This is a genomic window from Arachnia propionica (genome assembly GCF_037055325.1).
Taxonomy (GTDB): Bacteria; Actinomycetota; Actinomycetes; order Propionibacteriales; family Propionibacteriaceae; genus Arachnia.
The window spans coordinates 704,824-727,285 of record NZ_CP146373.1; the positions used below are offsets into that span (position 1 = coordinate 704,824).

A 22,462-nucleotide genomic window follows, 5' to 3' on the forward strand; every position below is an offset into this window, starting at 1 on the left:
ATCGAGATGCACGAGTAGCATCCAAACGGGTCACCTCGGCAGCGCCGGCGGCGAGCAGCCGGGTGGTTGCGGTTCTTCCCGCCCCCGGAATCAGCGGCACCTCAGTTCTGGCCTGGCGAGTGCCGTCGGCGGAGTACACCCCCGCGGCAAGCCTATCGCCGGTTCCGAGGGCCGCTATCGGGGCCGCACAACCGCCACCCAGGGCCGCCAGGACAGCCCGTTCCTCGGTGACCGCGACCCGCGTGTCCGCATCGTCCAGGGCTTTGAGGGCGGCGATCAGGGCGGCGTCATCGGCGCGGCACTCAATGCCGAGCGCCCCCTGCCCGGGTGCAGGCAGGATGGACAGTTCCTCGGTGATTCGTCCCGCAAGCCCCAGGCGGCGCAGCCCCGCTGCAGCCAGTACCACCGCATCCAGGTCGCCGGAGGTCACCCGGGACAGACGGGTGTCGATGTTGCCGCGGATATCGATGAAGACCAGGTCAGGACGCAGGGAGCGCAGCTGCGCCACCCGCCGCGGCGACCCGGTTCCCACCCGGGCCCCTCCGGGCAGTTCGGCCAGGCTCAGGCCGTCGCGAGAGAACAGCGCATCGCGGGGGGATTCCCGTTCCGGGATGGCCGCGACCACCAGTCCGGGAACAGGCTCAACCGGGAGGTCCTTCAGTGAGTGGACGGCCAGGTCCACATCTCCTCTGAGCAACGCGGAACGCAGCTCCGCGGCAAACACCCCGAGTCCGGAGAGCCGGGTCAGCGACTCGCGTTCGTGATCGCCGCGGGTGCGGATGGTGACAATCTCCACTTCATGCCCAAGAGCGCGGAGCCGGTCGGCCACCCAGGTGGATTGGGTCACCGCCAGGGTGGATGCGCGCGTTCCCAGTTTCATACTGCCGCTTCCAGTCCAGATGCGATTGCGGCTTCTATCCCATTGCCAGCCACCCAGGCTCCCGCCACCTTGACGTTGGCGGGGAGGGAATCCAGCAACCTTACACGTTCCGCAGCCGGGAGCGCCTTGGGCACAGCCGACCAGCGAACCAGGGCGTGATCACGGAGTACCAGGTTCTCGCAGCCAAGCAGCAGGCGGGCATCAGCCAAAGCCTGCTCTGTGGCGGGATTGGCGTCGGGTGCGTAGCTGAGACGGATCAGTTCCACATCCCCACCGCTCCAAGGCCATTTCGCCGAATAGTGAGTCAGCGCCCGGGCTGCAAGCCCTGGGATCGGCTGGCCGAGCATTACCCCGGAACCGACCGGCGCCCCTGCCAAAGGCTCTGACTCCAGCGCCAGGACCGTGTTAACCGAGGTTCCTGTCGCGGGTGCCGATGCGGTGATTCCCAGCCCACCGAGCAGGTCAACGGCAGAGTGGGCAGGACAGGCCAGGATCACGCGGTCAGCCTCTAGTCGATCTTCGCCGACGGTGACCGTCGCGTCGCGTCCGATCCCGGCGACGCGGGCACCGAGCCGGATCTCCCCGCCGTTACCCCGGATGTCAGAGGCCAGGGCCTCGACGAGACGGATCAGCCCTCCAACGGGTTGGGCGACGGCGGAGCGGCTACCGCGGGCCGCCGCGACCTTCGCGTACAGGGATCCAGGTCCCCTCAGGCTGGGCGCGAACTGCGCCAGCAGCATCCGATCGGGTTCCATCCGGTAGACGGTCCGGGTCACAGGGGCCACCAATCGGTCGGTGACAGCTCGACCGAGGCGTGCTGTCACCAGCTCCCCGACGGTGGTGGCGCCGGCCCCAATCTCGTCGCTGAGTCCAGGTTCAGCCAGTGCTGTTGCCAGGTCCGCACCGTCCAGGGCAGCAGTCAGGGCCGGATCATTCGGTCCGCTGGGAATACCCAGCACCCCGTCGGCACCGGGCCAGGACTGTGTGACGGACCAGCGGATGTGTGGTCCCCCCGTGGGAGCGGCGATCTCCAGGCCGAGAGTCGCGCACAGTTCGTCCGCGATTCCCAGGCGGCGGGCGTAGGCCTCGGCCCCGCCGTCGATCAGCTTCCCGGCTATCGTCAGCGGCGCCACCATCCCACCGATCCGTTCTGAGGCTTCCAGGACGATAACCTCAGTACCTGCGCGGGCCAACCGGTAGGCGGCTGCAAGCCCAGCCACACCGGCCCCGACGATCACGGCCCTCACAGCTCGTGCACCAGGGCGACGAGATCGGTCAACACCGCAGGATCGGTCTTGGGTGGCACGCCATGCCCAAGGTTGACCACATGAGCGGGTGCGGATCGGCCTCGCTCAACGACATCTTTGGTGTGAGTGGCGAGGTTCTCCCAGCCTGCTGCCAGTCGCGCGGGATCGATGTTGCCCTGGAGCACCTTTCCGGGCAGACGGCGCGCAGCCTCGTCCAAGGGGATGCGGTGATCGATGCCGATCGCCTCAGAGCCGCATCCTGCCATGGCCTCCAGCAGGTGTCCGGCTCCGGTGCCGAAGTGGATGCGAGGCACGGAAACGCTCTCCAGCGCCCGCCGCGAGTAAGGGGCGACCCGGGTGGTGTAGTCGTCCAGGCAGAGCGTCCCGACCCAGGAGTCGAACAGCTGAACCGCCCGCGCCCCGGCCTTCACCTGAATGCGCAGGAACTCACCCGACAGGTCGGCGCACCAGGTGAGAAGTCGGTCCCAGGCCGCAGGTTCAGCATGCATGAAGGCCCGCGCCCCCAGGTGGTCGCGGGACCCACGTCCCTCCACCAGATAGGCAGCCAGGGTGAAGGGAGCGCCAGCGAACCCGATCACCGGTGTGGCCTCGCCGAGTTCCGCGACGGCCAGCGTCACCGCCTTCTCCACAGTTGATGCGTCAGAGATCCGATGCTCCACCAGTCTGTTCACCTCTGCGACGCTGTTCACCGGTTGTTCGAAAACCGGCCCTACCCCGGAAACGATGGACACATCGACTCCTGCGAGCGCCAGAGGGATCATGATGTCGGAAAAGAACACGGCCGCATCCACACCGTGGCGGCGAACTGGCTGACAGGTTATTTCGGCGGCCAGTTCCGGTGTGAGGCACGCATCCAACATCGCGACGCCCTGTCTCGCATTGCGGTACTCTGGCAGCGATCGCCCGGCCTGACGCATGAACCACACCGGTAGACGCTCCGGCTGACGCCCCTCAAGGGCGACTAGAAGGGCAGGCTGATCGCTTCTTGTCATGGCCGAATTCTGCCCTATCGACGGAAATCTGGTTCACTGGAACCACTGTGAACCTTCGCATCCTGTCCGTAACGCATGACCTCCACGGTCTTACCGAGGTCCAACGCGTATCTCAACATGCGGACACCCTGTCCGCTTCCTTGCGGAACACCTCCGGCATTGAAGGCCTCGTGACCTTGGCGACCTGCAACCGGCTCGAATTCATCATCGATTCACCGAAAGTGCCGGAGGCACATCTGCGCCTGAGGCTGGCCCGCGAGCTCGATTCCCAGCCTGACTGGTCCGTCCATGAGGGCGAGGAGGCCCTCACCCATCTGTTCCGGGTCGCCTCCGGCCTGGAATCGATGGTGGTCGGGGAGCGGGAGATCACGGGGCAGCTGCGCCGCGCCCTGAAGACCGCCCAGGAATCTGGTGATGCTTCCGGCACCCTGACCAGCGTCATCAACGCCGCCCTGCACACCTCCCGGCGAGTGAGTGTCGAAACCAAACTGCAGGAATCAGGACGCTCGGTGGTCGGCGTCGGACTCGATATGACCGGGATCAAGGACTGGAAAAACCAGCGGGTGCTGCTCGTGGGAACAGGTTCCTACGCGGGCGCTGTCGTCTCGGCACTGCGACAGCGCGGGGCCGAAACCATCTTCGTCCATTCCTCGTCCGGAAGAGCAACGGGGTTCGCCGAGCGACACGCCATCACCCCCGCAAAGAACCTCGAATCGGCCCTAGGCAAGGCAACACTGGTGGTCACCTGCCGAGGTTCAGCCACCCCCGTGGTGACCACGACCCACCTCAAGGACGCCGCCCCCACCGTACTGCTCGACCTGTCATTGCAGCCGGATGTGGATCCGGCCGTAGCCGCCCTGCCGGGGATCACCCTCCTTGACCTGGCAGCGATCCAGGCCGCCATCTCCCCCACGTGGGCTGCCGATTCCGCCCGGGCCGAACGGATCGTTGCTGAAGGGGTACACGAGATCTCCGGGCGCCTGGCCTCCCGCGTCGCGGACCCAGCGGTTGCCTCGCTGCGAGCTGCGATGCTGCAGATCGTCGACGAGGAGGTGGCGCGGCTCCCGCAGGGCCGAGCACTGACCATTGAGGACTGCACCCTGGCGCTCCGACGCCTGACCACGAAGCTGCTCCACACCCCTTCGATACGCGCACGCGACGCAGCAGCCGAGGGTAGAATCGCCGACTACCTGGCTGCCATGGAGGAGCTCTACGGCATCGAAATCCAGCCTGACCTCGACGCCCGGAGCCATCATCGTTGCCCAGTGACAGGGCTCAGTTTTGCCGACCTGGCGATGACCGAGCCCACGGAGGTTGGATGAACGACGCCCTGAGTCCGTATTCGGCTGTGCTGCTGGCCTCCTACGGCGGCCCCCGCCGCCCCGAAGACGTGTTGCCCTTCATGCGCAACGCCACCGCCGGTCGCGGGGTGCCAGACGAGCGCCTGCTTGAGGTTTCCCAGCACTACCAGCTCTTCGGGGGACGCTCCCCCATTAACGAGCAGAACGAGGCGCTTCGCGACGCCCTCGCCGCGGAGTTGAGAAAACGAGGCTGCCCCCGTCCCGTCGTGATCGGGAACCGCAACTGGACCCCCTTCTTCGCCGAGACCGTCTCCGCCCTGCACCGTGACCGGCACGACAGGGTGGTGGCGTTGACCACCGCAGCTTATTCCTGCTATTCCGCATGCCGACAGTACAGGGAGGACCTGGCTGCTGTCATGGAGCGAGTGCCTGGTATCACCATAGAAAAGGCCGGCCCCTATGCAGAGCGAGACGGCTTCATTTCGGCCAATGTGGATGCCCTGGTCACGGCTGTGCGAGCACTACGAGCCCGGATCAGCAACGGGGTGATGAAGGTGTTGTTCGTCACACACTCCATTCCGATCGCCATGAACGCAGCCTCCGCGAACGGCACCCCCGCTGCCCGTTACGACGCCCAACACATCAGGGTTGCCTCCCGGGTGGCCGAGGACGCCGAGGCCCACCTGGGTGAGCGTCTCGACTGGGAGCTGGTCTACTGTTCCCGTTCTGGCAGCCCGCGCATTCCGTGGCTCGAACCCGACGTCAACGACCGCCTGGCCGAGTTGACAGGCGTCGACGGCGTGGTGGCCGCACCGATCGGTTTCATCAGCGACCACATGGAAGTGGCCTACGACCTAGACACCCAGGCCCGAGAATCGGCTGCCGAAGCCGGTTTCGACTACGAGCGCGCCGCCACCGCAAGCGTCCACCCAGACTTCATCGCTACTTTGGCCGATCTTCTCTTCGAGCAGGCCGCCATAGCGCGGGGCGAACTCGCCCCGCCCGACCATCCCTGCCTCACAGAGCCAGCACGTTGCTGCCTCCCACATCCGCAGAAGGAGCAAACCCATGTCCCATCCGCATCACATGCACGCTGATCCGCGCGACCATCTGATTCCGGCCGAGGAAGTCAATGCAACCCCGCACTACGTGATGTATTCGGTGTTCTGCGCCGTGGGCCCGCTGCACGACCCCGACGCCATAGCCGCGGAGAAGACAGTTCTCGACACCGGAGTGAGCATCCGCGGCTGGTACGACATCGGTGGTTTTCGCGCCGATGCTGACCTGATGCTGTGGACCTTGGCCGACAACCCGCACCAGCTGCAGGCGGCCTACCACGCGCTACGTCGCTCTGACCTGGGACGGGACTTGGATCCGGTATGGTCCTGCATCGGTGTGCACCGCCCCGCTGAGTTCAACCGCGGCCATACCCCGGCCTGTTTCTCCGGTGTTGCACCCCGCCCATGGGCGTGCGTCTACCCGTTCGTACGCAGCTACGACTGGTACCACATGGACGAGGAGCACCGCTCGAAGATGCTCGCCGCCCATGGCCGCATGGGTCGCGAGTACCCCGACGTGCCGGGTTCCACCACCTCGGCCTTCGCACTGAACGACTACGAATGGCTGCTCGCCTTCGAGGCCGACGAGCTGCACCGCCTCACCGACGCGATGCGTCACCAGCGTGGAGCCGAGGCCCGGCTGTACGTACGCGAAGAGATCCCGTTCTTCACCGGTCCCCGTGTCACCCTCGAGGAGTGGGTCTCCCGCCAGCCCCAGAGCTGAGAGGCGACATCCCCGAGACCAGCGGATCGACGAGCAACGTGGGGTGGGGCGTGTGCATGCCCCACCCCACTTTGCTTCGTTTCTTCCCTAGCCCTCGATGACCTCGCGGAGGAGCCTCAACACCTCGGCCGAGGAGTAGTCCTCGGTACTCCCGGCAATCTTGATCCCGGCCCGTTCCAGCACCTTGGTGGCAGAGTCGCCGATGGCGAACACCAGCACATCAGGATGCCACCCGAGAAGACGCCCAACAGCTATCGCGTTCGATCCCGATGTAACGATCACCGCATCGAATGCACCCTCCTCCCACATCTCACGGATATCGGCGGGCGCCTCCCGCAGCAGCTGCATGGTGTAGACGGGAATCAGCTGGGCCTTCCAGCCCTTCGAGTGAAGCCCGGAGATGAACCCCGGCGCGAGCAATGCAGATCCGGGCACCAGGACCGTTCCCGTCCCGTCACCCGTGGGCCAGATGTCCAGGAGCGCAGGAACACCAGCCGCCCCCTCGGGCACCAGATCGACGTGGTAGCCCATCTCACGCAGCGCATCTGCCGTTCCAACACCGACAGCAGCAATCTTCGCCTCTTCAGGGAGCCTCCAACCAAGGTCCCGGATGCTCTCGACGGCACGCACCGAGGTGAAAGCAACCCAGTCGGCACCGTCCAGAGTGGAACTGACCGCAAGCACCTCGCGGCGCTGCAGCATCACGGATGTGACGTCCAGGACGTGCCCACGCAACCCGCGGGCGATCCGTCCCTCCTCTCGGGGAATCAGGATCTTGGCCTTGGTGAGTTCGGTGATCCGACGACCGCTTTCCTCCCCAGCTTCAGCCTCGGTCTGCACCCGGTTGCGTCCGAGCTCCTCAGCCCCTTTGGAACGGAGGTAGGCCGCGGCTCGGCGGGCGGTGCGAATCGCGTGGTACTCGGATGTGGGCATGCCCATCTGCACCACCAACCCCTTGGAGCCGTCCTTCGGCAGGACCGCGACGATCAGCGACAGCACCCCTTCCCGCGTGGCCTTCGCGGCCACCGAGACAGCTTCACTGACATCGAGAGCGGCATAGGCAGCCCGTTCCGCCATGACACAGACGCGGGTGTCGGGGTGATCAAGTTCTTGGAGGATGCTGATGAGCTCCTTGTCCTCGCTGCGACATTCGAGACCGGTGGCCCCGAGCCCAGCATCCGGGAGAATGTCGTCCAGGTATTCGGTGACGAGATCGAGACGCCCCACGGCCTCAAAATCGGCGGCTCCAGCCACCAGACCATCGAGCTCTCCGGTACGCACCTTCTCCAGGAACTCGATGAGTTGTCCGGGGGTTCGTTTGACGAACGTGAGCCCAGGATTGATACTCAGCAACTGCGAGCGGCGCAGGCCGGATCGCGTGGCTATCACCGACCCCTCGGGAAGCTGTTCCAATGTCAGGCCGTCGCGGGCCACCAATGCGTCGCGCTGATCGCCACGTTTCAGGATGGCCGCGAAGGTCAGGCCCGGCATCTGCTGTTTCGGGATGCGGTGCATACGGTGCACCACCAGGTCGAAATCGCCACGCATCAGGCCGAGACGCAGCTGCCCCACCGTCTCGGAATCACCGGCAGCAGGGATGTGCACCACATCCACGTCGTGTCCCATTTCACGTAGGGTGGCGGCCACGGCTTGCGAGCGGGCGACATCCACCACGGAGTTTTTCGTGCCAAGACTGATCTTCAACTCGTCCATCCTCACTGAATAACGACTACGACTGGTCAATCGTCGAGCCCAGCCTATCGATCCGCACGCAAGATTTTGTCGTCAGGATGGAACCGCGCGATTCAACCAGTCCTCCAGCCTCGGTCCGGCCCCTTCAACGCCATTCTCTGGGAGTAGGGCTCCTCGCCGGAATGCGCGCCCGAAGCTGGTGGGCAGGAACACAGGAACCGGAAGGATTCCACCGGGTTTGGGGCTTCTCCTCACTAGCTCCCAAAGGGTCATCTCCTCGGGGCCCGAGATTTCGACAAGATCCCCGGCCCGCTTCCCCGACGCCGTCTCAGCAACCACCCGGGCCGCCGCCTCGAGAGCGATGGGTTTGATGCGCATCCCGGGCACGAGCCCCAGAGGACCCAGCCTGTTGCGTTGCAGAACCTGAGCACCGAACTCGAACCACTGGGTGGTGCGCACGATCGTCAGGGACGGGCTGAACCTCCTGGCCGTCTCCTCCTGGGCCTTTTTGCCCGCGAAGTATCCGTATCCCTGGATCTCCGGCCGGTCGGTGTTGACGATCGACAGGAGGATGTGGCGCGCACCCGCCTGAGCTGCGGCGTGCGCCACCGACCGTGCGGACCGTTCGAAGAATTCGATACAAGGTTTGCGCCCGGTGGCGACGATGTTCGTCGCCTCGATCACCACGTCGGCCTCGAGTTGCGGCAAGGAATCCGCCGTCACATCGAAACCGGTGGAGCGTGAGACCTGTCGCGCCTGGATCCCTTCGGCCTCGCAAGCGTGCTGGATCGCGACTCCCGAGGCTCCGCCCCCGACTATCACTGCGTGCATCACCACTCCCATCCCTCTACGAGCGTAGAGACTATATGATCGTAGAGGATACATGGGAGAGTGAATGGATCGACGACAACGGATCGCAAATGCGGGAATCGCCCTGATAGCACGCGGCGGCACCCACCGCCTGACCCACCGTGCGGTGGATGCCGAGGCCGGGCTCCCCAGCGGCTCGACCTCGTATTACGCACGTTCCCGTCGCGATCTGATCCGCCTGGTGATGGAGCAGCTCTCCGCGGAATCGCAGGCCGACCTGACCGACATCGAGGTACCTGAGAAACTGACGGTCCGGCAGGCCACCGATCTGGTGGGGAGACTGGCGAAACGTCTCATCCTGAACGGCGACGCGCAGGCGGCGCGGTTCGCCCTAATGTTCGAGGTCCGCGACGATGACGAACTACGCCGCGAGCTCACCGTCGATGCCCCGGTGCGCAGCAGCTTCGACGAGAAGGCCGTCAAGCTGCTGCGCGCCCTCGGCGCGACCGATCCGGAGGGGACCGCCCCGGAGTTCGTCGCTCTAGTCGATGCGGTCCTGATGTACCGGGCCGTGGAGGCCGCTCCCATCGATCCGGTCGGCGTGGTCGAGACCTATTTGACCGGTCTTCTGGTCAGGCAAAAACCGACGGCAACCCGATGACGTAGCTGTTGATCTCTCCCCCGCCGAAGTTGGTGGTGAAGATGATGCGGCTGAGGTCGCGGGAAGCGCTGGCCTGGGGTTCGAGGAAGTAGGGATCGCCGTCGACTTTGTCCCAGTCAGCCCGGATGTGCGCGACGTTGAGTGCCCGTCCGCCGGGGGTGAGTTCCAGCAGCCAGACCTTCCGGTACTCGGCTCGAAGGGTGGGGGCCGGCGTCTGGGAATTGTGGCCCGCACTGTCGCCGTAGGTGGAGATGACCGCCCATCCCGGGACGCCGAAAGACTGTCCGCTGATGTGCACCGCATAGGCCTCACCATCGAACGGGTAGAGGGTGTGCAGGTCATTGCGCTCGCCGGTCGCAACATCGATGGACACGATCTGACCCTTCCCGTAGTCGGCGACCACCAGGAGGTCCCTGCGATCCGGGCCAAGAGCGAGATCGGAGTGTTCCGAACCATCGAGAAGTTGGCGCGACTGCGTGAAGTCTGTGCTGTAGGCGACGGTTCCCCCCTCCCCGGCCAACCAGGACGGCACCACGTATGTGCCGCTCGGTGCCGTTGAGATGTGGTCCGGGAATGCTCCCGGCACAGGGAAGGCGGAGGCGTCCAGGGTGCCGATCACGGTTTTGTTCTCGAGGTCGAGGGCGAGGAGCCCGTGACAGGTGTTGCGCTGGGCAGTCGCGTCGTAGGAGGTGGCCATGAGACCCAGGACCTTGCCGTCGGCGCTGAAGGTGCCTTCCCCCTTGGTCCAGAAGGACGTGGCCCCGGGCCAGGGGGTCTGGCCCGTGAAGTCGAAGGCCTGCTCCTTGGTTCCGGTCTCCACATCGAGCAGCCACCAGACCATACCTCCGTTGCGTTCAGTGAAGTAGAGGCGGGCGGGTTCACTTGGATGCCAGAGGGGTTCGCAGTCACCGGCCAGGTCCGGGAGCTTGCGCAGATACCCGAAGGTGGTGGCGTCGTAGAGGTGCCAGAAACCCTTGCCGTCCTGCGCGAGGTAGCGGGTGTTGTCGGCATTGAAGGCCTGCCGCCTGGAGTACTCGTGCCGCATACGGTCGCCCTCCCCCTCGGCGACGGCGGTCGCGCGGTACAGGCGGGTTCCGTAGGCGGGATCGATCAGGACATCGGACAGCCCGGTGGAGCGTTCCGGCCGGGCGATGGCTTTGATCGGATCATCCGACAGTGGAGTGAGCCGGAAGCTTGGCTCGTACAGCGCATCGAAGGGATTGCTCGGACCCACACCGGGCGGAGATGCCACCGCCGAAGTTGATGGGGAGGAATGGGAGCCGGCGACGCAGCACGCCACCAGACCAAAGCCTCCGGCCCCGAGAAGGGCACGACGGGAAAACCGGATACAGTTCATCTGTTCCTCCTAGAACACGATTTCTCGGTCCTCCCCTTGTCGCCAACTCCTGGCGCCACGATCGTGATGCTACACGTTCCTGCAACATTCAAAAAGATCTTCCAGAAATCCAACCGGTTCTTCCCGCTGAAACCGGTTGACCCAGACCCCGCAGAAAGAGCGGTCCATCTCGAAGCCGCCCTTGATGCCCGATGGCCAGAACCCGACCACGAGCCAGCTCACCACATGCATCTAGGGTGGTGGGACGATGCCGCGAGAGGAAGGTGCGTGATGCAGACGATCACCCTCAACAATGGTGTGGAGATGCCCATGGTGGGCATGGGCGTGTTCCGGATGACCGGGGATGAGGTGCGCGCCGCACTGCCGGTGGCTCTTGACGCCGGGTATCGACTGATCGACACAGCCGCTCTGTACGGCAACGAAGAAGCGGTTGGTGAGGTGGTCGCAGCCTCCGGGCTGCCTCGCGATGAGCTGTTCGTCACCACCAAGGTCTGGTATCGCGACTTCGGTCGCGACGCCACGTTGCGGGCCTTCGAGAAGTCACTGAGCAGGTTGGAGATGGACTACGTGGACCTGTATCTGCTGCACCAACCCTTCAACGATTACTACGGGGCATGGCGGGCCCTCGAAGAGCTGTACGGGCAGGGGGTCGTCCGCGCGATCGGGGTGTCGAATTTCATGCCGGATCGCTATTTCGACCTCGCCGTCCACAGCGAGGTCACACCCGCGGTCAACCAGTGCGAGGTACATCCCCTCCATCAACGAGGGGACCTGCACGAGATCACCCGGCGACACGGCACCGTCCTCCAGGCGTGGGCGCCGCTGGCCCAGGGGAGATCGGAGACCCACGGTTCCCCGGCGCTGCGAAGGATCGCGGAGCGGCACGGGAAGTCGGTGGCGCAGGTGATGCTGCGGTGGCTGGTGCAGCGCGAAATCTCCTTGGTGGTCAAGAGCACCCACGAGACCCGGCTGCGGGAAAACCTGGACGTCTTCGACTTCGAACTGACCGAGACCGAGATGTCGGACATCGCCGCCCTGGACGAACACAAACCGAACGCTGGCATGACCCATCACGACCCGCGGCTGCTGGAGCACCTGCACGACAAATACCGCTGATCCCATCTACCCAGAGCTGGTCGAGTCGAAACCAAGCCGCACTCCCCCGAAGTTGGTTGAGCCGACCTGCGAGCGCCAGCGAGTAGGTCGTGTCGAAACCAAGCCGCAGAGCGGTCAGCCTTCGGGGGTTTCGCGATACATGGTCACGGGATAGTCGGTCTCGGTCATGTGCAGCCAGTCCTTGACCGTGAAGCCGAAGCGTTCGTAGAGTCGCTGGCTTCCCAGAGTAGTGGCCTCTAGGTATGCGGGCAGGCCGGCCTCGTCGACCACCTCGAGGCGGTGGTTCAGCAGCCGCGACCCGATACCGAGGCCGCGCGCCTCCTCACCGACGACGATGTCGACGAGGTACCAGTGGGCGTGATCGGGACGACTCTTGGCAAAGACATCGAGAGTCCTCAGGGTCTGCGGCAGGTGACGCAACCCCACCGCCGAGACCACCCGCGGCAGCTCGCGCACCTTCGCCCAGCTGGAGGTCTTGCGGTCGGGCGATTCCCATGCCGCGGCACCGACCAGGCGACCGTCGTCCTCTCTGCGGGCCAGATCAACGGCCCCTCCTGCCATCGCCCCGGTCCGCAACTCGGACAGGAACACCTTCGTCAGGCGCTGCAGTCGATTCCGCTCCCCCGGGATCATCACCGCAATCACCGGATCGTCGTGGAAAGCCGCAGCGAACAGACCAGCCACCTCAGGCAGGTCCGCCTCCTCCCCCTGGGCGATGGCAATGGTCATTCGGTATCCCTTCGGTGGTCGTGGTTCTGGTAGGCGATGGCGCTCCTCAAGAAGGAGCAAGTTCAACTCATCAGGCTACCAGCAGCGCAGACAGAGCATGTTTCACATTTTCCGCACGCACCAAAGATAAACCCTAGGAGCGAGACTCAAGCCATTCAGCCGCTTTCATCCTATGGAATTCAAAGACCGGAAACGCTTTATTCCACATCAAGGGAAAATAGGGACACCCTCTCGCTTCATTGTTTTTATACTGTAATGCTGCATGGATGAATTCCGGCACGGTTCCATCGCATTCAAAGCTCGTTTCAGGCACGCAAGAGTCGACGATTTCTACAACACACCCTTTTCGCACCCCTATCCAGTCTTCAATCAGTTTATTGATGTGTTCACCCCTGAAAGAATATCCGACAACAACCAGTCGCTCTGCCGCAAGGAGCCAATTCCAGAATCCCACAAGCATCGCCAAGAATGGCCCATCCGGCCGGAGCTTGCCTCGCAGACCAAATACGAGCCCCAGCGGCTGCAGACTTCTGTCATCCAATCCTCGGTTAACAGACCAATCCTCCCCTGACTGTATTCGGATCATCCTGGGCTCATCTTCAGGCAAGCATTCCTCCACACCACGCGGCCTCCCCCAATCGATAGAGCCATGAAGCTTTAGCAATCGCACATCAGCATTTTCACTCCACCTCCAAGACATGCCATCTTTCCACTTCTCGACGCCTGTATCCACCAGCAATCCAGCATTGGCAGAAGCGTTTTCTATACCAATATCGTAGTTCAGTGTGGCAATTCGAGTTGGTTTTGATCGGAACAGACCAGTCAAGTAATCGCATGCAGTTTCACTTTCCAGAACCAAGGCATTCCCGAGCTTCTCATGAACAACTTTGCACAATTTACGATAGGTCTCGCCTACAGAAGGAGCAGGAAGCCCAGAATTACCGAAAGCGTCTTGCCGACCCTCCCCATACTCCTGGAATATCTCAAGGCTTCCTCAACGAACCGCGACCATTCCGACATGTCACTCCTGGACGGAAAGGGCTCTCGCCATTGTTGAACGAAGGGAGCGATCTCCAACTCAGACGTGGTGGCGAGTATTTGAATGGTGGTGAAGAGCCTCTCGATGTCAACATCACCCGGAAACCTTGAGGCTTATTCATGGGGTGTAGGCGAAGATGAGTCCCGTGACGGCTTGTACTGTTGCTTCGAAAGTGTCGTAGGGACGGCGGCAATCAGTGTGTAGAACGGGCCAGGTCTTGAGGTTCGCGATGACGCGTTCGCTGAGGTAATGGTCGTGTTGTTTCTTTTATCGGTGTTGGCGAGTTCACCGTGAGTGGGTTTCTTCGTGGGGGGGTGATCATTCCCAATCCGATGTAGCCTTTGTCTCCACTATGACTTTGAGCATTGAGGGTTGTGAGAAATCCGGATTCCTTGACGGCCTTCGCGTCATGCACACTACCCGGCAGGGGGGAGATTTAGGCGAGCTGTCCGGCTAGGGCGCAGACCACTTGCAGGTTCACTCCTGTGGCATGGTGTTTGCCTGAGTACAGTTCGGGACGGTCGCGCCATGACCAGCAGGGTGCCAGGTGCCGTCGATGATGTTCTGGCGGATCTGGGTCGAGGATCTTCCAGCTCAGGTATCCATGCTTGAAGGACTTCGGCGATCAAGGGGGTGTAGACCGCCACCACTCTCGAGATGGTGGATTGGGAGACCGTGTGGATGTCGGCCAGCAATTCCTGGGTGAGATTGTGTCTGAGTATCAACACAGTGACTTGGATACAGCGGAACAACCCCAGGACACGGGACCCTGCTGCCGGATAGGTTCCCGGAGCAGGAGGTGTGGATCAGTTCACACAGGTTGAGAATCTGGTTGCGGTCAAGGCTTGTGGTAGTGTTCATGGCAGCGGCTTGTCTTTTATCTGAGGGTTTTCTTTCTACACCTTGAATTATCTCAGATCGGGCAAGCCACCTTCGCATCCCCCTCGAGGTAAAACCTTAGCTGAGGAAAACCAAAACCCCCCTATAAACTAAGCCTCAATGACTTTTATTGGCGATTATTCCTGATCGCAACCCAGATCATAAGCTTTCCCCGAAAAACCATTTTCCTGCGAAATGAAATTCATATATTCACCAATATCCATAGCCGCCACGGTTCCGAGTCCTTGAAGACGACTGAAAAGCTTAAAAAGGAAAAACAAGAGAGCGGTATTGGAATCACTATATTCCAGCTTGGATGATTCGCCATAAGGATTGTTGAACGACCGGGCACCTAGCGCACACCCGATATCGATCCGAAGATCGCCAGTAAGACGCTTGATGGATTCCATGGCCACTTTACCATCTAAATCGACCCAGCCACTCCTCGTGGTGAGCAGACCTCCGAGAATATGTATAGGTTTCTTAGGAGCGAATACACCTCCGGCATGGGGGATTGCAATGGACGTGCGATGAAGACAGCGAACACTTGCAATCTTTCTTCCGGCATAATCCATGAAACGCTTATTAACTTCTTGCTTAACCTCAAATACCGCATATACAGCCTCAACAGGAACGAGCAGGTCGCTATCACTGACGCGAACGAGTAAAGGAGTATACTGCGAATCATAGATAAGCAAGTCAATCTGATCGCTTATTTCTCCAGAAGAATCTATCGCAAATCCTTTTGTAACACCATATCGACTGGGGAGAAACTCTTTAAGGACAGCAGCCCATTTCGCTTCTGAGGCTTCTCCAATAGCACCCCCGTGCCGAATAGAAGCGGGCGCTATTCCCAACTCTTCAATTAGACTATTCTGTTTTTTCAAAAAAGCTGAACGTATTATGTTTTTGTCTACCATGAAGATTTTCCTAACCCTTATATAGAGAGGATTATTCGCAGACGATTTATCGGTCGGCAAATCCCCTAATCAGAGCGCCTTTGAAAATAGCAAAAATAAGCCTTACAGGATGTTATCAAGATGGGCCAACAAACACAACTTCAATCAACAGAAATTCCAACAAAAAGGATCACGAGCCAGCCACTGCACTTTGATCAGACCATTAATTTTCAAACCGCCCGTGGAGCTAAGGGGATTCGAACCCCTGGCCTCTTCCATGCCATGGAAGCGCGCTACCAACTGCGCCATAGCCCCGTATCTCACGACTCCTTGAATTTACCGGAGCCGCGGGCGGCGTGCAAGCCGCAGGTCAGGGAATCTGTCTCGCAGGGGTGTTGTAGGTGGCGAGTCTGGGTTTTTCTCCCCCTATCACCAGGGAATAGGTGATGTTTCCCGGGATGCTGAGGACGTCGTCGATGCTCATGAAGGCACTGACCACCTTGGACAGCAGCAGGCCGTGGGTGACGATCAGTACCTGCTGTCCCTCGTGCCTTTCTGCGATCTCCCGCACCGATTCCAGGGCCCGGCTGGTCATCTCCGCCAAGGTTTCGCCCGTCGCCGAGCGTTGGAAATCGATCCCTTGGAGGTAGAAATCCGTGAAACCGGGGAACACGCGGATCACTTCAGCGGTGGTCATGCCGCTCCAGCTGCCGATGTTGATCTCCTGCAGCCGGGCATCCGGCACCACGCCGAGTCCGTGGGGTTCCGCGACCATGTGGGCGGTGCGAAGGGCACGTTTCAGGTTGGATGTGTAGCAGGCCTCGAAGTCCCAGTCCGCGAAGAACCGGGCCGCTTCCTCGGCTTGCTTCTCCCCTACCTCGTCGAGTTCGACATCCGCCTGTCCCTGCAGTTTTCCGAGCTCGTTCCATTCCGTGCGACCGTGCCGCAGGAACACAAGTTTGGTGTGTGTCACTGCTCCTCGACGTCCTGTGGCACCGGCACATCGTGTACATCGAGCGGGATCTGTGGGCAGTCCTTCCACAACCGTTCCAGGTTGTAGAGGCTGCGTTCCTCGGTGTGCTGCACATGCACTACGAAATCGATGTAGTCCAGCAGAACCCAGCGGTTCTCCCGGTCGCCCTCGCGGCGCACCGGTTTCACCTGGACCTGTTTGATGAGTTGCTCCTCCACAGCATCGACAACCGCTCCGACCTGGCGTTCATTCTTGGCGCTGATGATCAGGAACACATCGGTGATCGCGAGCTGCTGACTGACGTCGAAGGCGACAATATTGGTGCCAAGTTTCTCGGCAGCAGCCTCCGCGGCAATGGTCACGTGTGTGATCACGGACTCAGGTGTTGTCAACTGGAACTCCTGTCTCAGGATGCGGGTAAAGACCGCGTTTCGCGATGTACTGCACGATGCCGTCCGGCACCAGATACCAGATCGGCTCGGAACGCTGCACACGCGTACGACAGTCGGTGGAGGAGATGGCCAGTGCCGGGACCTCCAGCAGCGTCACTTTATCCGATGGCAGATGTGCCAGGTCGTCCTCCGTCATCGGAATCCCCGGTCGAGTCACCCCGACGAAGTGAGCCAGATCGAACAGCTGTTCTGCGCCACGCCACGTGAGGATCTGCCGCACCGCATCCGCCCCGGTGATGAAAAACAGGTCCACATCGTCGCCGCGTTCTGCACGAAGATCCCTCAAGGTGTCAACGGTGTAGGTGTTACCAGGTCGGTCGATGTCCACGCGGCTCACGGAAAACCTGGGGTTCGACGCGGTGGCGATCACGGTCATCAGGTACCGGTCCTCAGCCTGGGTCACGTTCCGGTGGGTTTTCTGCCACGGCACACCCGTGGGCACGAAAACCACCTCATCGAGGGAGAACTTCGCAGCCACCTCACTAGCCGCCACGAGGTGCCCGTGATGGATCGGATCGAAGGTGCCGCCCATCACCCCGAGCCGGTAACGCCGTTCACGTCCCTGCCGGGCCACCGCCAATTCCGTGGTGCTCATCACTCCCCCGTTCCCTTTCCGCCACTGACCCCGAGCCACCATCCCAGCGCCCCGAGCGCCAGGATCACCCCCATGATCACGAGGGCCATCACAGAAGCGTCGGCCTCAGCGGGTGTTTCGAGCAAAACCATGCGGGAAATGTTATCCGCTCAACCAGCACGAGCGGTGTCCGCTCATCTTCCTAGGTCACCGAATCCTGCAGCCTCACTCCCTCGTCTGACCATCACCGTCCACTATGTATTTCGTCGAGGTCAGTTCCGCCAGGCCCATCGGGCCCCGCGCATGCAGTTTCTGGGTGGAGATTCCGATCTCGGCGCCGAACCCGAACTGGCCCCCGTCGACGAATCTGCTGGAGGCGTTCACGAGCACCGCCGCGGCGTCGATCTCGGTGACGAACCGGTCGGCCGCGGCCCGGGACTCGGTGATGATGGTCTCGGAATGACCGGTGGTGTGGCGGTGGATGTGGGTGATGGCCTCGTCGATGTCCGCGACGATCCTGACCGCTAGGTCCAGCGACAGGTATTCCGCATCGAACTCGTCCTCACCGGCAGGGACCACGTCATCGGCGAACGCCACCACCTCGGGGGTTCCGTGGACCGTCACGCCCGCGTCGCGAAGCGCATCGAGAGCGACGGGAAGGAATGCGCTGGCGATGTCACGGTGCACCAGCAGCGTCTCGACGGCATTGCACACGCTGGGTCGCTGGGTTTTCGCGTTCAGCAGCACTGCGACGGCCTTGCCGATGTCGGCGGAGGCGTCCACGTAGAGGTGACAGTTCCCGGTGCCGGTCTCGATCACCGGCACCTTCGCCCCCTCGACCACGGCGTTGATCAACCCGGCCCCGCCTCGCGGGATCAGCACATCCACCAGACCCCGGGCGGCCATCATCTCTCCCGTGACCTCGCGTCCCCCCTCCACCAGGGCGACGGCGTCGGCACTCACCCTGGCGTTCCTCAGCCCTTCACGCAGGGCCTCTACGCAGACCCGGTTCGACTCGATGGCCGAACTGGAGCCGCGCAGCAGGGCCGCGTTGCCTGACTTGAGGCACAACCCGGCCGCGTCCGCCGTGACGTTCGGGCGGTTCTCGTAGATGATCCCCACCACCCCGAAGGGCACCCGCACCTGCCGCACCTCGACGCCATTGCCGAGTCGCCAGCCCCGCGCCAGGTCACCCACGGGGTCGGGCAGCGCCGCCACGTCGCGCAGCCCGTCGACCATTCCCCGCACCCGGTCGCCATCCAGACGCAGCCGGTCGATCACAGCCTCGGGTGTCCCTGATCGCCGCGCCGCATCGACGTCGACTGCGTTGGCCGCCAGCAGCTCCTTCTCGACGGCCGCCACGGTGTCGGCCATCGCGTGCAGGGCACGGTCCTTCTCATCCCGGGTCAGGGTGGCCAGTTGCCGGCTCGCCTCACGGGCTGCCAGGGCTTGGGATCGGAACTCCATGACGGGAGTATAGGAGGCACACGCGGCGTCCGCGCCCTGTTCCACCCATCGGTTTGCTGGCCTTGTTTCCGTTTCGCTGGGCCTATTCATGTTTGCCTGCGCTGTGCGGCCAGCAAACATCAACAAGCCCAGCAAACCGATATTAAGGCCAGCAAACCAATCGACTGGTGAATCAGGAAATCAGTGGATTCCGATCATCAGATCGCGGTGTACGGCCAGACCTCCGACGCCCTTGCGCCGCTTCAGTTCCGTCGCGGAGCAGTCTGCCACTCCACGTGCCAGCAGTGTTCCGCCGGGTCCAGTGATGTCGACTGGATCGCCCGCCTCGAAATCACCCGTGACGTCGTCGACCCCCACCGCCAACAGCGAGGCGTTTCCCTTCCTAACGGCCCGGGCAGCACCGGCATCGATCCGCAGCTCTCCATTCACCTCGGCGGCGTGGGCCAGCCACAGCAGCCTGCGGGGTCGCCGTCGCCCGGCGGCCTCGAACAAGGTGCCCACATCCTCCCCTTCCAGGGCCGCCAGGAGCTGGTCGGCGTGGGCCAGTACCACGGAAACTCCGCCAGAGGTCGCGATCCGGGCGGCCTCCACCTTAGTGCGCATCCCGCCGGTCCCAACACGAGAACCCACCCGAGAGGTGTCGGCCACCAGCTCCGTGAAGTCACGGACCCGGGGTATCAACCGGGCCCCGGGCTTCGCCGGGTGCGCGGTGTAGAGCCCGTCCACGTCACTCAGGATCACCAGCGCATCGGCCCTCACCAAATGGGCGGTCAGCGCCGCCAAGCGGTCATTGTCGCCGAACCGGATCTCCCCGGTCGCGACGGTGTCGTTCTCATTGATCACAGGGATCACCCCCAACCTGAACAACCGCGAAATCGTGTTCAAGGCGTTCCGGTAACTGCGCCCGTCCTGCAGGTCGCCGGCGGTCAACAGCACCTGTGCCACCATCTGGTGGTGGGCCGCGAAAGCCTCCGCGTAGCTCCGGATCAGGATGCCCTGCCCGACCGCAGCCGCCGCCTGCTGGGTCTCAAGATCCCTGGGTCGCGCCGAGAGCCCCAATGGTCCCAGCGCCGCCGCAATGGCCCCAGAGGTCACCAGCACCAACCGCTTGTCACGTGCCTGCAGGGAAGCCAGTTCTGCGGCGAGCGTCTCGATGCGTGCCGGATCGAGGTGTCCCTCCCGATCGGTCAGCGACGATGACCCGATCTTCACCACCAAGCGTTTCGCCTCAGTGATCTCAGTCCTCATCAACGACCTCACCGGCCTTCCAGGCCTGGTATTTAGCATCGATCCGGCGCCGCCGGGTCACGGCGGGCCGTTCGCTCTCCAGCCGGGGATCTTCACCCCGCCGGGAAAGGATCTCGGCCCCAGTCTCGACCTGCGGGGCGAAATCGAACACCACCGCGTCGTCGCCTCCGATGGCCACCGCGTCGCCCTCTCGGGCCCCGAGCTCCAGGAGTTTCTCCTCCACCCCGAGCCGGATCAACCGATCCGCCAGGTAACCGACCGCCTCAGCGTTGTTGAAGTCGGTCTGGCGGATCCAGCGTTCCGGTTTGGCCCCGCGCACCCGCCAGAGAAAACCGCCCTCCCCGTCGCCTTGCTTCACGATCGTGAAAGAGTCGTCGGCGGCGATACGTCCCACCGGTTTGGGTCGCAGGACCTTTCTCGGTGGTTCCTCTGTCGCCTTGGCGGCGCGGTGGGTCTCGACGATCCGGGCCATGGCGAATTTCAACGCGTTCAGCCCCTCACCGGTCTTGGTGCTCGCCTCGAAGACCCGATAGCCACGTTTTTCCAGCTCGGGCCGGGCGAGTTCCGCCAACTCAGGGGCATCGGGCAGATCCAGTTTGTTCAGCACCACCAGGCGTTCGCGATCCTCCAGACCGCCGTGGGCCACCAGTTCGCCTTCTATGACGTCCAGGTCCGCGACGGGTTCGCGACCCGGTTCCCAGGTGCCCAGATCGATGACGTGCACGATGGCCTGGCAGCGTTCGATGTGTCGCAGGAAATCGAATCCCAGACCCTTCCCGAGGGAAGCCCCCTCGATGAGACCTGGAACGTCAGCGACGGTGTAGGTGAGATCTCCTGCCACTACAACCCCCAGGTTCGGCACCAAGGTGGTGAAGGGGTAGTCGGCAATTTTCGGTCGGGCCCTGGAGATCGCGGCAATCAGCGACGACTTCCCTGCCGACGGGAACCCGACCAATCCGATGTCGGCCAGCACCTTCAGCTCGAGCTGAATCAACCGGGTTTCGCCCTCCTCGCCGAGAAGCGCGAAACCAGGCGCCTTGCGAGCGGCGGTCGCAAGCGCTTCGTTGCCGAGCCCACCCTTGCCACCGAGGACAACGACGTATTCCTCACCGGCTTCGGTGAGATCAGCCAGGTGCTCGCCCGTGGTCGCATCGGAGACGACCGTCCCGGCAGGTACCGCCAGGACCACGTCTTCACCCTTGGCACCGTGCTGGTGGTCACCGCGACCGGGCTGCCCGTTCGTTGCACGGCGCACCGATTGGCGATGGTATTCCACCAGCGAATTGAGGTTGTCGGCCACTCGGAGAATCACGGATCCTCCGTCGCCTCCGTTGCCTCCGTCTGGGCCGCCGAGGGGCTTGAACTTCTCGCGGTGCACCGAGGCGCAGCCGTGACCACCGTTACCTGCCTGCACGGTCAGTTTCACGCGATCGACGAATGAGGGAATTGCCACGGCTAGAAGTATCTCAAAGTGCTTCGGAAACCGAAGAGCGACGGGCCCTCCTCAAGAAGAGGATGACCCGTCGCCCGAATGTCCGCTATTGACTCAGGCCTCGACCGGAGCCACGTTGACGACGCGGCGACCACGCTTGACGCCAAAGTTCACCTTACCGGCGGCCAGCGCGAAGAGGGTGTCGTCGCCACCACGACCGACGTTATCGCCGGGGTGGAAGTGGGTACCGTGCTGACGGACGATGATCTCACCCGCGCCTACGACCTGCCCGCCGAAACGCTTCACTCCAAGGCGCTGAGCGTTGGAATCACGACCGTTTCGCGTCGAAGACGCGCCCTTCTTGTGTGCCATCTCTGCTCCTACCTCAGTTTTTGATGCCGGTGATTTTGACCTGGGTGTACCGCTGGCGGTGCCCCTGGCGCTTCTTGTAGCCGGTCTTGTTCTTGTACTTCAGGATCCGGATCTTGGGACCCTTGGTCTCCGCCAGCACCTCGGCGGTCACGGAGACCTTGCCGAGGGCCTTGGCGTCGGAGGTCACAGTGCCGCCATCGACCAGCAGCAGCGGCTGCAGGTTGATGGTTTCGCCGACCCCTTCGGACACCAGGTCGATGTCGAGGATGTCGCCAACAGCCACCTTGTGCTGGCGTCCGCCACTGCGCACGATCGCGTACACGCCTGACCTACCTTCTTTTCTAATGCCTTGGGAATCTCCCGTGACGCCCGCGCGGGCCCAACAGGAGACGTCATCTGGCCACGCAGAAAGCCGCGGCCTGACAACCGAGGGACAACTTTACGGTCACCGTCCCGCCGGGTCAAACCCACCGACTGCGATTCTTCACCCGAAGTTTCCACAGACGACCGCAGGTGCCCGGAAAAGGACGAGATGACTT

At 62.8% G+C, this 22,462-nt stretch carries 23 protein-coding genes, 1 tRNA gene and 1 pseudogene; 5 read left to right on the forward strand and 20 right to left on the reverse strand.

Features of this window, described 5'->3' with window-relative positions:
• Nucleotide 1: 1 nt before the first annotated feature.
• The 3 genes and pseudogenes from hemC to hemE all read right to left on the reverse strand — a co-directional run.
• Nucleotides 2-880, reverse strand: a pseudogene (hemC, locus tag V7R84_RS03270) (hydroxymethylbilane synthase); the annotation flags it as partial.
• Entirely contained in the window at nucleotides 877-2,127 is a 1,251-nt protein-coding gene (locus tag V7R84_RS03275; protein WP_338571988.1) for a protoporphyrinogen/coproporphyrinogen oxidase, read from the reverse strand. The pseudogene hemC and the gene V7R84_RS03275, both read right to left, overlap by 4 nt.
• Nucleotides 2,124-3,140, reverse strand: coding sequence for a uroporphyrinogen decarboxylase (gene hemE, locus V7R84_RS03280; RefSeq protein WP_338571990.1), 1,017 nt, complete (start codon nucleotides 3,138-3,140; stop codon nucleotides 2,124-2,126). Before hemE ends, V7R84_RS03275 begins: the two co-directional genes overlap by 4 nt.
• Before the next feature lie 47 nt (nucleotides 3,141-3,187).
• Here hemE and V7R84_RS03285 point away from each other — a divergent pair, with 47 nt between their 5' ends.
• The 3 genes from V7R84_RS03285 to hemQ are packed head-to-tail and all read left to right on the forward strand — an operon-like array spanning nucleotide 3,188 to nucleotide 6,223.
• Nucleotides 3,188-4,462, forward strand: coding sequence for a glutamyl-tRNA reductase (locus V7R84_RS03285; RefSeq protein WP_338571993.1), 1,275 nt, complete (start codon nucleotides 3,188-3,190; stop codon nucleotides 4,460-4,462).
• On the forward strand, nucleotides 4,459-5,538 hold the full coding sequence (locus V7R84_RS03290; RefSeq protein ID WP_338571996.1) for a ferrochelatase: 1,080 nt from the start codon (nucleotides 4,459-4,461) through the stop codon (nucleotides 5,536-5,538). Before V7R84_RS03285 ends, V7R84_RS03290 begins: the two co-directional genes overlap by 4 nt.
• Nucleotides 5,510-6,223: a hydrogen peroxide-dependent heme synthase gene (gene hemQ / locus V7R84_RS03295; RefSeq protein ID WP_338571998.1), complete on the forward strand. Its 714-nt coding sequence runs from the start codon at nucleotides 5,510-5,512 to the stop codon at nucleotides 6,221-6,223. The genes V7R84_RS03290 and hemQ overlap by 29 nt, the downstream gene beginning before the upstream one ends.
• A gap of 87 nt (nucleotides 6,224-6,310) precedes the next feature.
• On the opposite strand, the gene V7R84_RS03300 is transcribed toward hemQ, so the two are convergent.
• Both V7R84_RS03300 and V7R84_RS03305 read right to left on the reverse strand, forming a co-directional pair.
• Nucleotides 6,311-7,936 (reverse strand): uroporphyrinogen-III synthase, encoded by a 1,626-nt coding sequence (locus tag V7R84_RS03300; RefSeq protein WP_338572001.1) that lies wholly within the window; start codon nucleotides 7,934-7,936, stop codon nucleotides 6,311-6,313.
• 72 nt (nucleotides 7,937-8,008) lie between these two features.
• Nucleotides 8,009-8,746: a hypothetical protein gene (locus tag V7R84_RS03305; RefSeq protein WP_338572004.1), complete on the reverse strand. Its 738-nt coding sequence runs from the start codon at nucleotides 8,744-8,746 to the stop codon at nucleotides 8,009-8,011.
• Nucleotides 8,747-8,810: 64 nt separating this feature from the next.
• On the opposite strand from V7R84_RS03305, the gene V7R84_RS03310 reads away from it, so the two are divergent.
• Nucleotides 8,811-9,386, forward strand: a complete 576-nt coding sequence (locus V7R84_RS03310; protein ID WP_338572007.1) for a TetR family transcriptional regulator — start codon at nucleotides 8,811-8,813, stop codon at nucleotides 9,384-9,386.
• Here V7R84_RS03310 and V7R84_RS03315 read toward each other — a convergent pair.
• Entirely contained in the window at nucleotides 9,358-10,743 is a 1,386-nt protein-coding gene (locus V7R84_RS03315) for a hypothetical protein (RefSeq protein WP_338572009.1), read from the reverse strand. The two genes, V7R84_RS03310 and V7R84_RS03315, sit on opposite strands and share 29 nt — an antisense overlap.
• 270 nt (nucleotides 10,744-11,013) lie before the next feature.
• Here V7R84_RS03315 and V7R84_RS03320 point away from each other — a divergent pair, with 270 nt between their 5' ends.
• Complete coding sequence (locus tag V7R84_RS03320; RefSeq protein WP_338573809.1) at nucleotides 11,014-11,859, forward strand: aldo/keto reductase; 846 nt, start codon at nucleotides 11,014-11,016, stop codon at nucleotides 11,857-11,859.
• 114 nt (nucleotides 11,860-11,973) lie between these two features.
• Here V7R84_RS03320 and V7R84_RS03325 read toward each other — a convergent pair whose 3' ends face one another.
• The 14 genes from V7R84_RS03325 to rplU form a co-directional block, all read right to left on the reverse strand.
• Nucleotides 11,974-12,588 (reverse strand): GNAT family N-acetyltransferase, encoded by a 615-nt coding sequence (locus tag V7R84_RS03325; protein ID WP_338572011.1) that lies wholly within the window; start codon nucleotides 12,586-12,588, stop codon nucleotides 11,974-11,976.
• 133 nt (nucleotides 12,589-12,721) lie between these two features.
• On the reverse strand, nucleotides 12,722-13,414 hold the full coding sequence (locus tag V7R84_RS03330; protein ID WP_338572013.1) for a hypothetical protein: 693 nt from the start codon (nucleotides 13,412-13,414) through the stop codon (nucleotides 12,722-12,724).
• 629 nt (nucleotides 13,415-14,043) lie between these two features.
• Nucleotides 14,044-14,355: a transposase family protein gene (locus V7R84_RS15410; protein ID WP_412728082.1), complete on the reverse strand. Its 312-nt coding sequence runs from the start codon at nucleotides 14,353-14,355 to the stop codon at nucleotides 14,044-14,046.
• 288 nt (nucleotides 14,356-14,643) lie between these two features.
• On the reverse strand, nucleotides 14,644-15,426 hold the full coding sequence (locus tag V7R84_RS03335; protein WP_338572015.1) for a DUF6602 domain-containing protein: 783 nt from the start codon (nucleotides 15,424-15,426) through the stop codon (nucleotides 14,644-14,646).
• Nucleotides 15,427-15,647: 221 nt separating this feature from the next.
• Nucleotides 15,648-15,720, reverse strand: a tRNA-Ala gene (locus tag V7R84_RS03340).
• A 55-nt stretch (nucleotides 15,721-15,775) separates the two neighbouring features.
• Nucleotides 15,776-16,378 carry a histidine phosphatase family protein gene (locus V7R84_RS03345; RefSeq protein WP_338572017.1) on the reverse strand — a complete coding sequence of 201 codons (603 nt, stop codon included), beginning with the start codon at nucleotides 16,376-16,378 and terminating at the stop codon, nucleotides 15,776-15,778.
• A complete protein-coding gene (rsfS, locus tag V7R84_RS03350; protein ID WP_338572019.1) occupies nucleotides 16,375-16,770 on the reverse strand; it encodes a ribosome silencing factor in 396 nt (131 codons plus the stop codon). The genes V7R84_RS03345 and rsfS overlap by 4 nt, the downstream gene beginning before the upstream one ends.
• Nucleotides 16,757-17,425, reverse strand: a complete 669-nt coding sequence (gene nadD / locus V7R84_RS03355; protein ID WP_338572022.1) for a nicotinate-nucleotide adenylyltransferase — start codon at nucleotides 17,423-17,425, stop codon at nucleotides 16,757-16,759. Before nadD ends, rsfS begins: the two co-directional genes overlap by 14 nt.
• A complete protein-coding gene (locus tag V7R84_RS03360; RefSeq protein WP_338572025.1) occupies nucleotides 17,425-17,556 on the reverse strand; it encodes a hypothetical protein in 132 nt (43 codons plus the stop codon). Before V7R84_RS03360 ends, nadD begins: the two co-directional genes overlap by 1 nt.
• 73 nt (nucleotides 17,557-17,629) lie before the next feature.
• Nucleotides 17,630-18,871, reverse strand: coding sequence for a glutamate-5-semialdehyde dehydrogenase (locus tag V7R84_RS03365; protein ID WP_338572027.1), 1,242 nt, complete (start codon nucleotides 18,869-18,871; stop codon nucleotides 17,630-17,632).
• Nucleotides 18,872-19,051: 180 nt separating this feature from the next.
• A complete protein-coding gene (gene proB / locus V7R84_RS03370) occupies nucleotides 19,052-20,119 on the reverse strand; it encodes a glutamate 5-kinase (RefSeq protein WP_338572029.1) in 1,068 nt (355 codons plus the stop codon).
• The gene (obgE, locus tag V7R84_RS03375) at nucleotides 20,109-21,572 is read right to left on the reverse strand and encodes a GTPase ObgE (RefSeq protein WP_338572031.1); all 1,464 of its coding nucleotides are present in this window, start codon (nucleotides 21,570-21,572) and stop codon (nucleotides 20,109-20,111) included. Before obgE ends, proB begins: the two co-directional genes overlap by 11 nt.
• Before the next feature lie 93 nt (nucleotides 21,573-21,665).
• Nucleotides 21,666-21,923: a 50S ribosomal protein L27 gene (rpmA, locus tag V7R84_RS03380; protein WP_014846833.1), complete on the reverse strand. Its 258-nt coding sequence runs from the start codon at nucleotides 21,921-21,923 to the stop codon at nucleotides 21,666-21,668.
• 13 nt (nucleotides 21,924-21,936) lie between these two features.
• The gene (rplU, locus tag V7R84_RS03385) at nucleotides 21,937-22,245 is read right to left on the reverse strand and encodes a 50S ribosomal protein L21 (protein WP_338572039.1); all 309 of its coding nucleotides are present in this window, start codon (nucleotides 22,243-22,245) and stop codon (nucleotides 21,937-21,939) included.
• Nucleotides 22,246-22,462 lie beyond the last annotated feature (217 nt).

What these genes read in the sequence shown, in the direction of transcription:
- hemE (WP_338571990.1), bottom strand. Translation starts at nt 3,140, where the DNA reads ATGACAAGAAGCGATCAGCCTGCCCTTCTAGTCGCCCTTGAGGGGCGT.
- V7R84_RS03290 (WP_338571996.1), top strand. Translation starts at nt 4,459, where the DNA reads ATGAACGACGCCCTGAGTCCGTATTCGGCTGTGCTGCTGGCCTCCTAC.
- hemQ (WP_338571998.1), top strand. Translation starts at nt 5,510, where the DNA reads ATGTCCCATCCGCATCACATGCACGCTGATCCGCGCGACCATCTGATT.
- V7R84_RS03300 (WP_338572001.1), bottom strand. Translation starts at nt 7,936, where the DNA reads ATGGACGAGTTGAAGATCAGTCTTGGCACGAAAAACTCCGTGGTGGAT.
- V7R84_RS03305 (WP_338572004.1), bottom strand. Translation starts at nt 8,746, where the DNA reads ATGCACGCAGTGATAGTCGGGGGCGGAGCCTCGGGAGTCGCGATCCAG.
- V7R84_RS03310 (WP_338572007.1), top strand. Translation starts at nt 8,811, where the DNA reads ATGGATCGACGACAACGGATCGCAAATGCGGGAATCGCCCTGATAGCA.
- V7R84_RS03315 (WP_338572009.1), bottom strand. Translation starts at nt 10,743, where the DNA reads ATGAACTGTATCCGGTTTTCCCGTCGTGCCCTTCTCGGGGCCGGAGGC.
- V7R84_RS03320 (WP_338573809.1), top strand. Translation starts at nt 11,014, where the DNA reads ATGCAGACGATCACCCTCAACAATGGTGTGGAGATGCCCATGGTGGGC.
- V7R84_RS03325 (WP_338572011.1), bottom strand. Translation starts at nt 12,588, where the DNA reads ATGACCATTGCCATCGCCCAGGGGGAGGAGGCGGACCTGCCTGAGGTG.
- V7R84_RS03335 (WP_338572015.1), bottom strand. Translation starts at nt 15,426, where the DNA reads ATGGTAGACAAAAACATAATACGTTCAGCTTTTTTGAAAAAACAGAAT.
- nadD (WP_338572022.1), bottom strand. Translation starts at nt 17,425, where the DNA reads ATGAGCACCACGGAATTGGCGGTGGCCCGGCAGGGACGTGAACGGCGT.
- V7R84_RS03360 (WP_338572025.1), bottom strand. Translation starts at nt 17,556, where the DNA reads ATGGTTTTGCTCGAAACACCCGCTGAGGCCGACGCTTCTGTGATGGCC.
- V7R84_RS03365 (WP_338572027.1), bottom strand. Translation starts at nt 18,871, where the DNA reads ATGGAGTTCCGATCCCAAGCCCTGGCAGCCCGTGAGGCGAGCCGGCAA.
- proB (WP_338572029.1), bottom strand. Translation starts at nt 20,119, where the DNA reads ATGAGGACTGAGATCACTGAGGCGAAACGCTTGGTGGTGAAGATCGGG.
- rpmA (WP_014846833.1), bottom strand. Translation starts at nt 21,923, where the DNA reads ATGGCACACAAGAAGGGCGCGTCTTCGACGCGAAACGGTCGTGATTCC.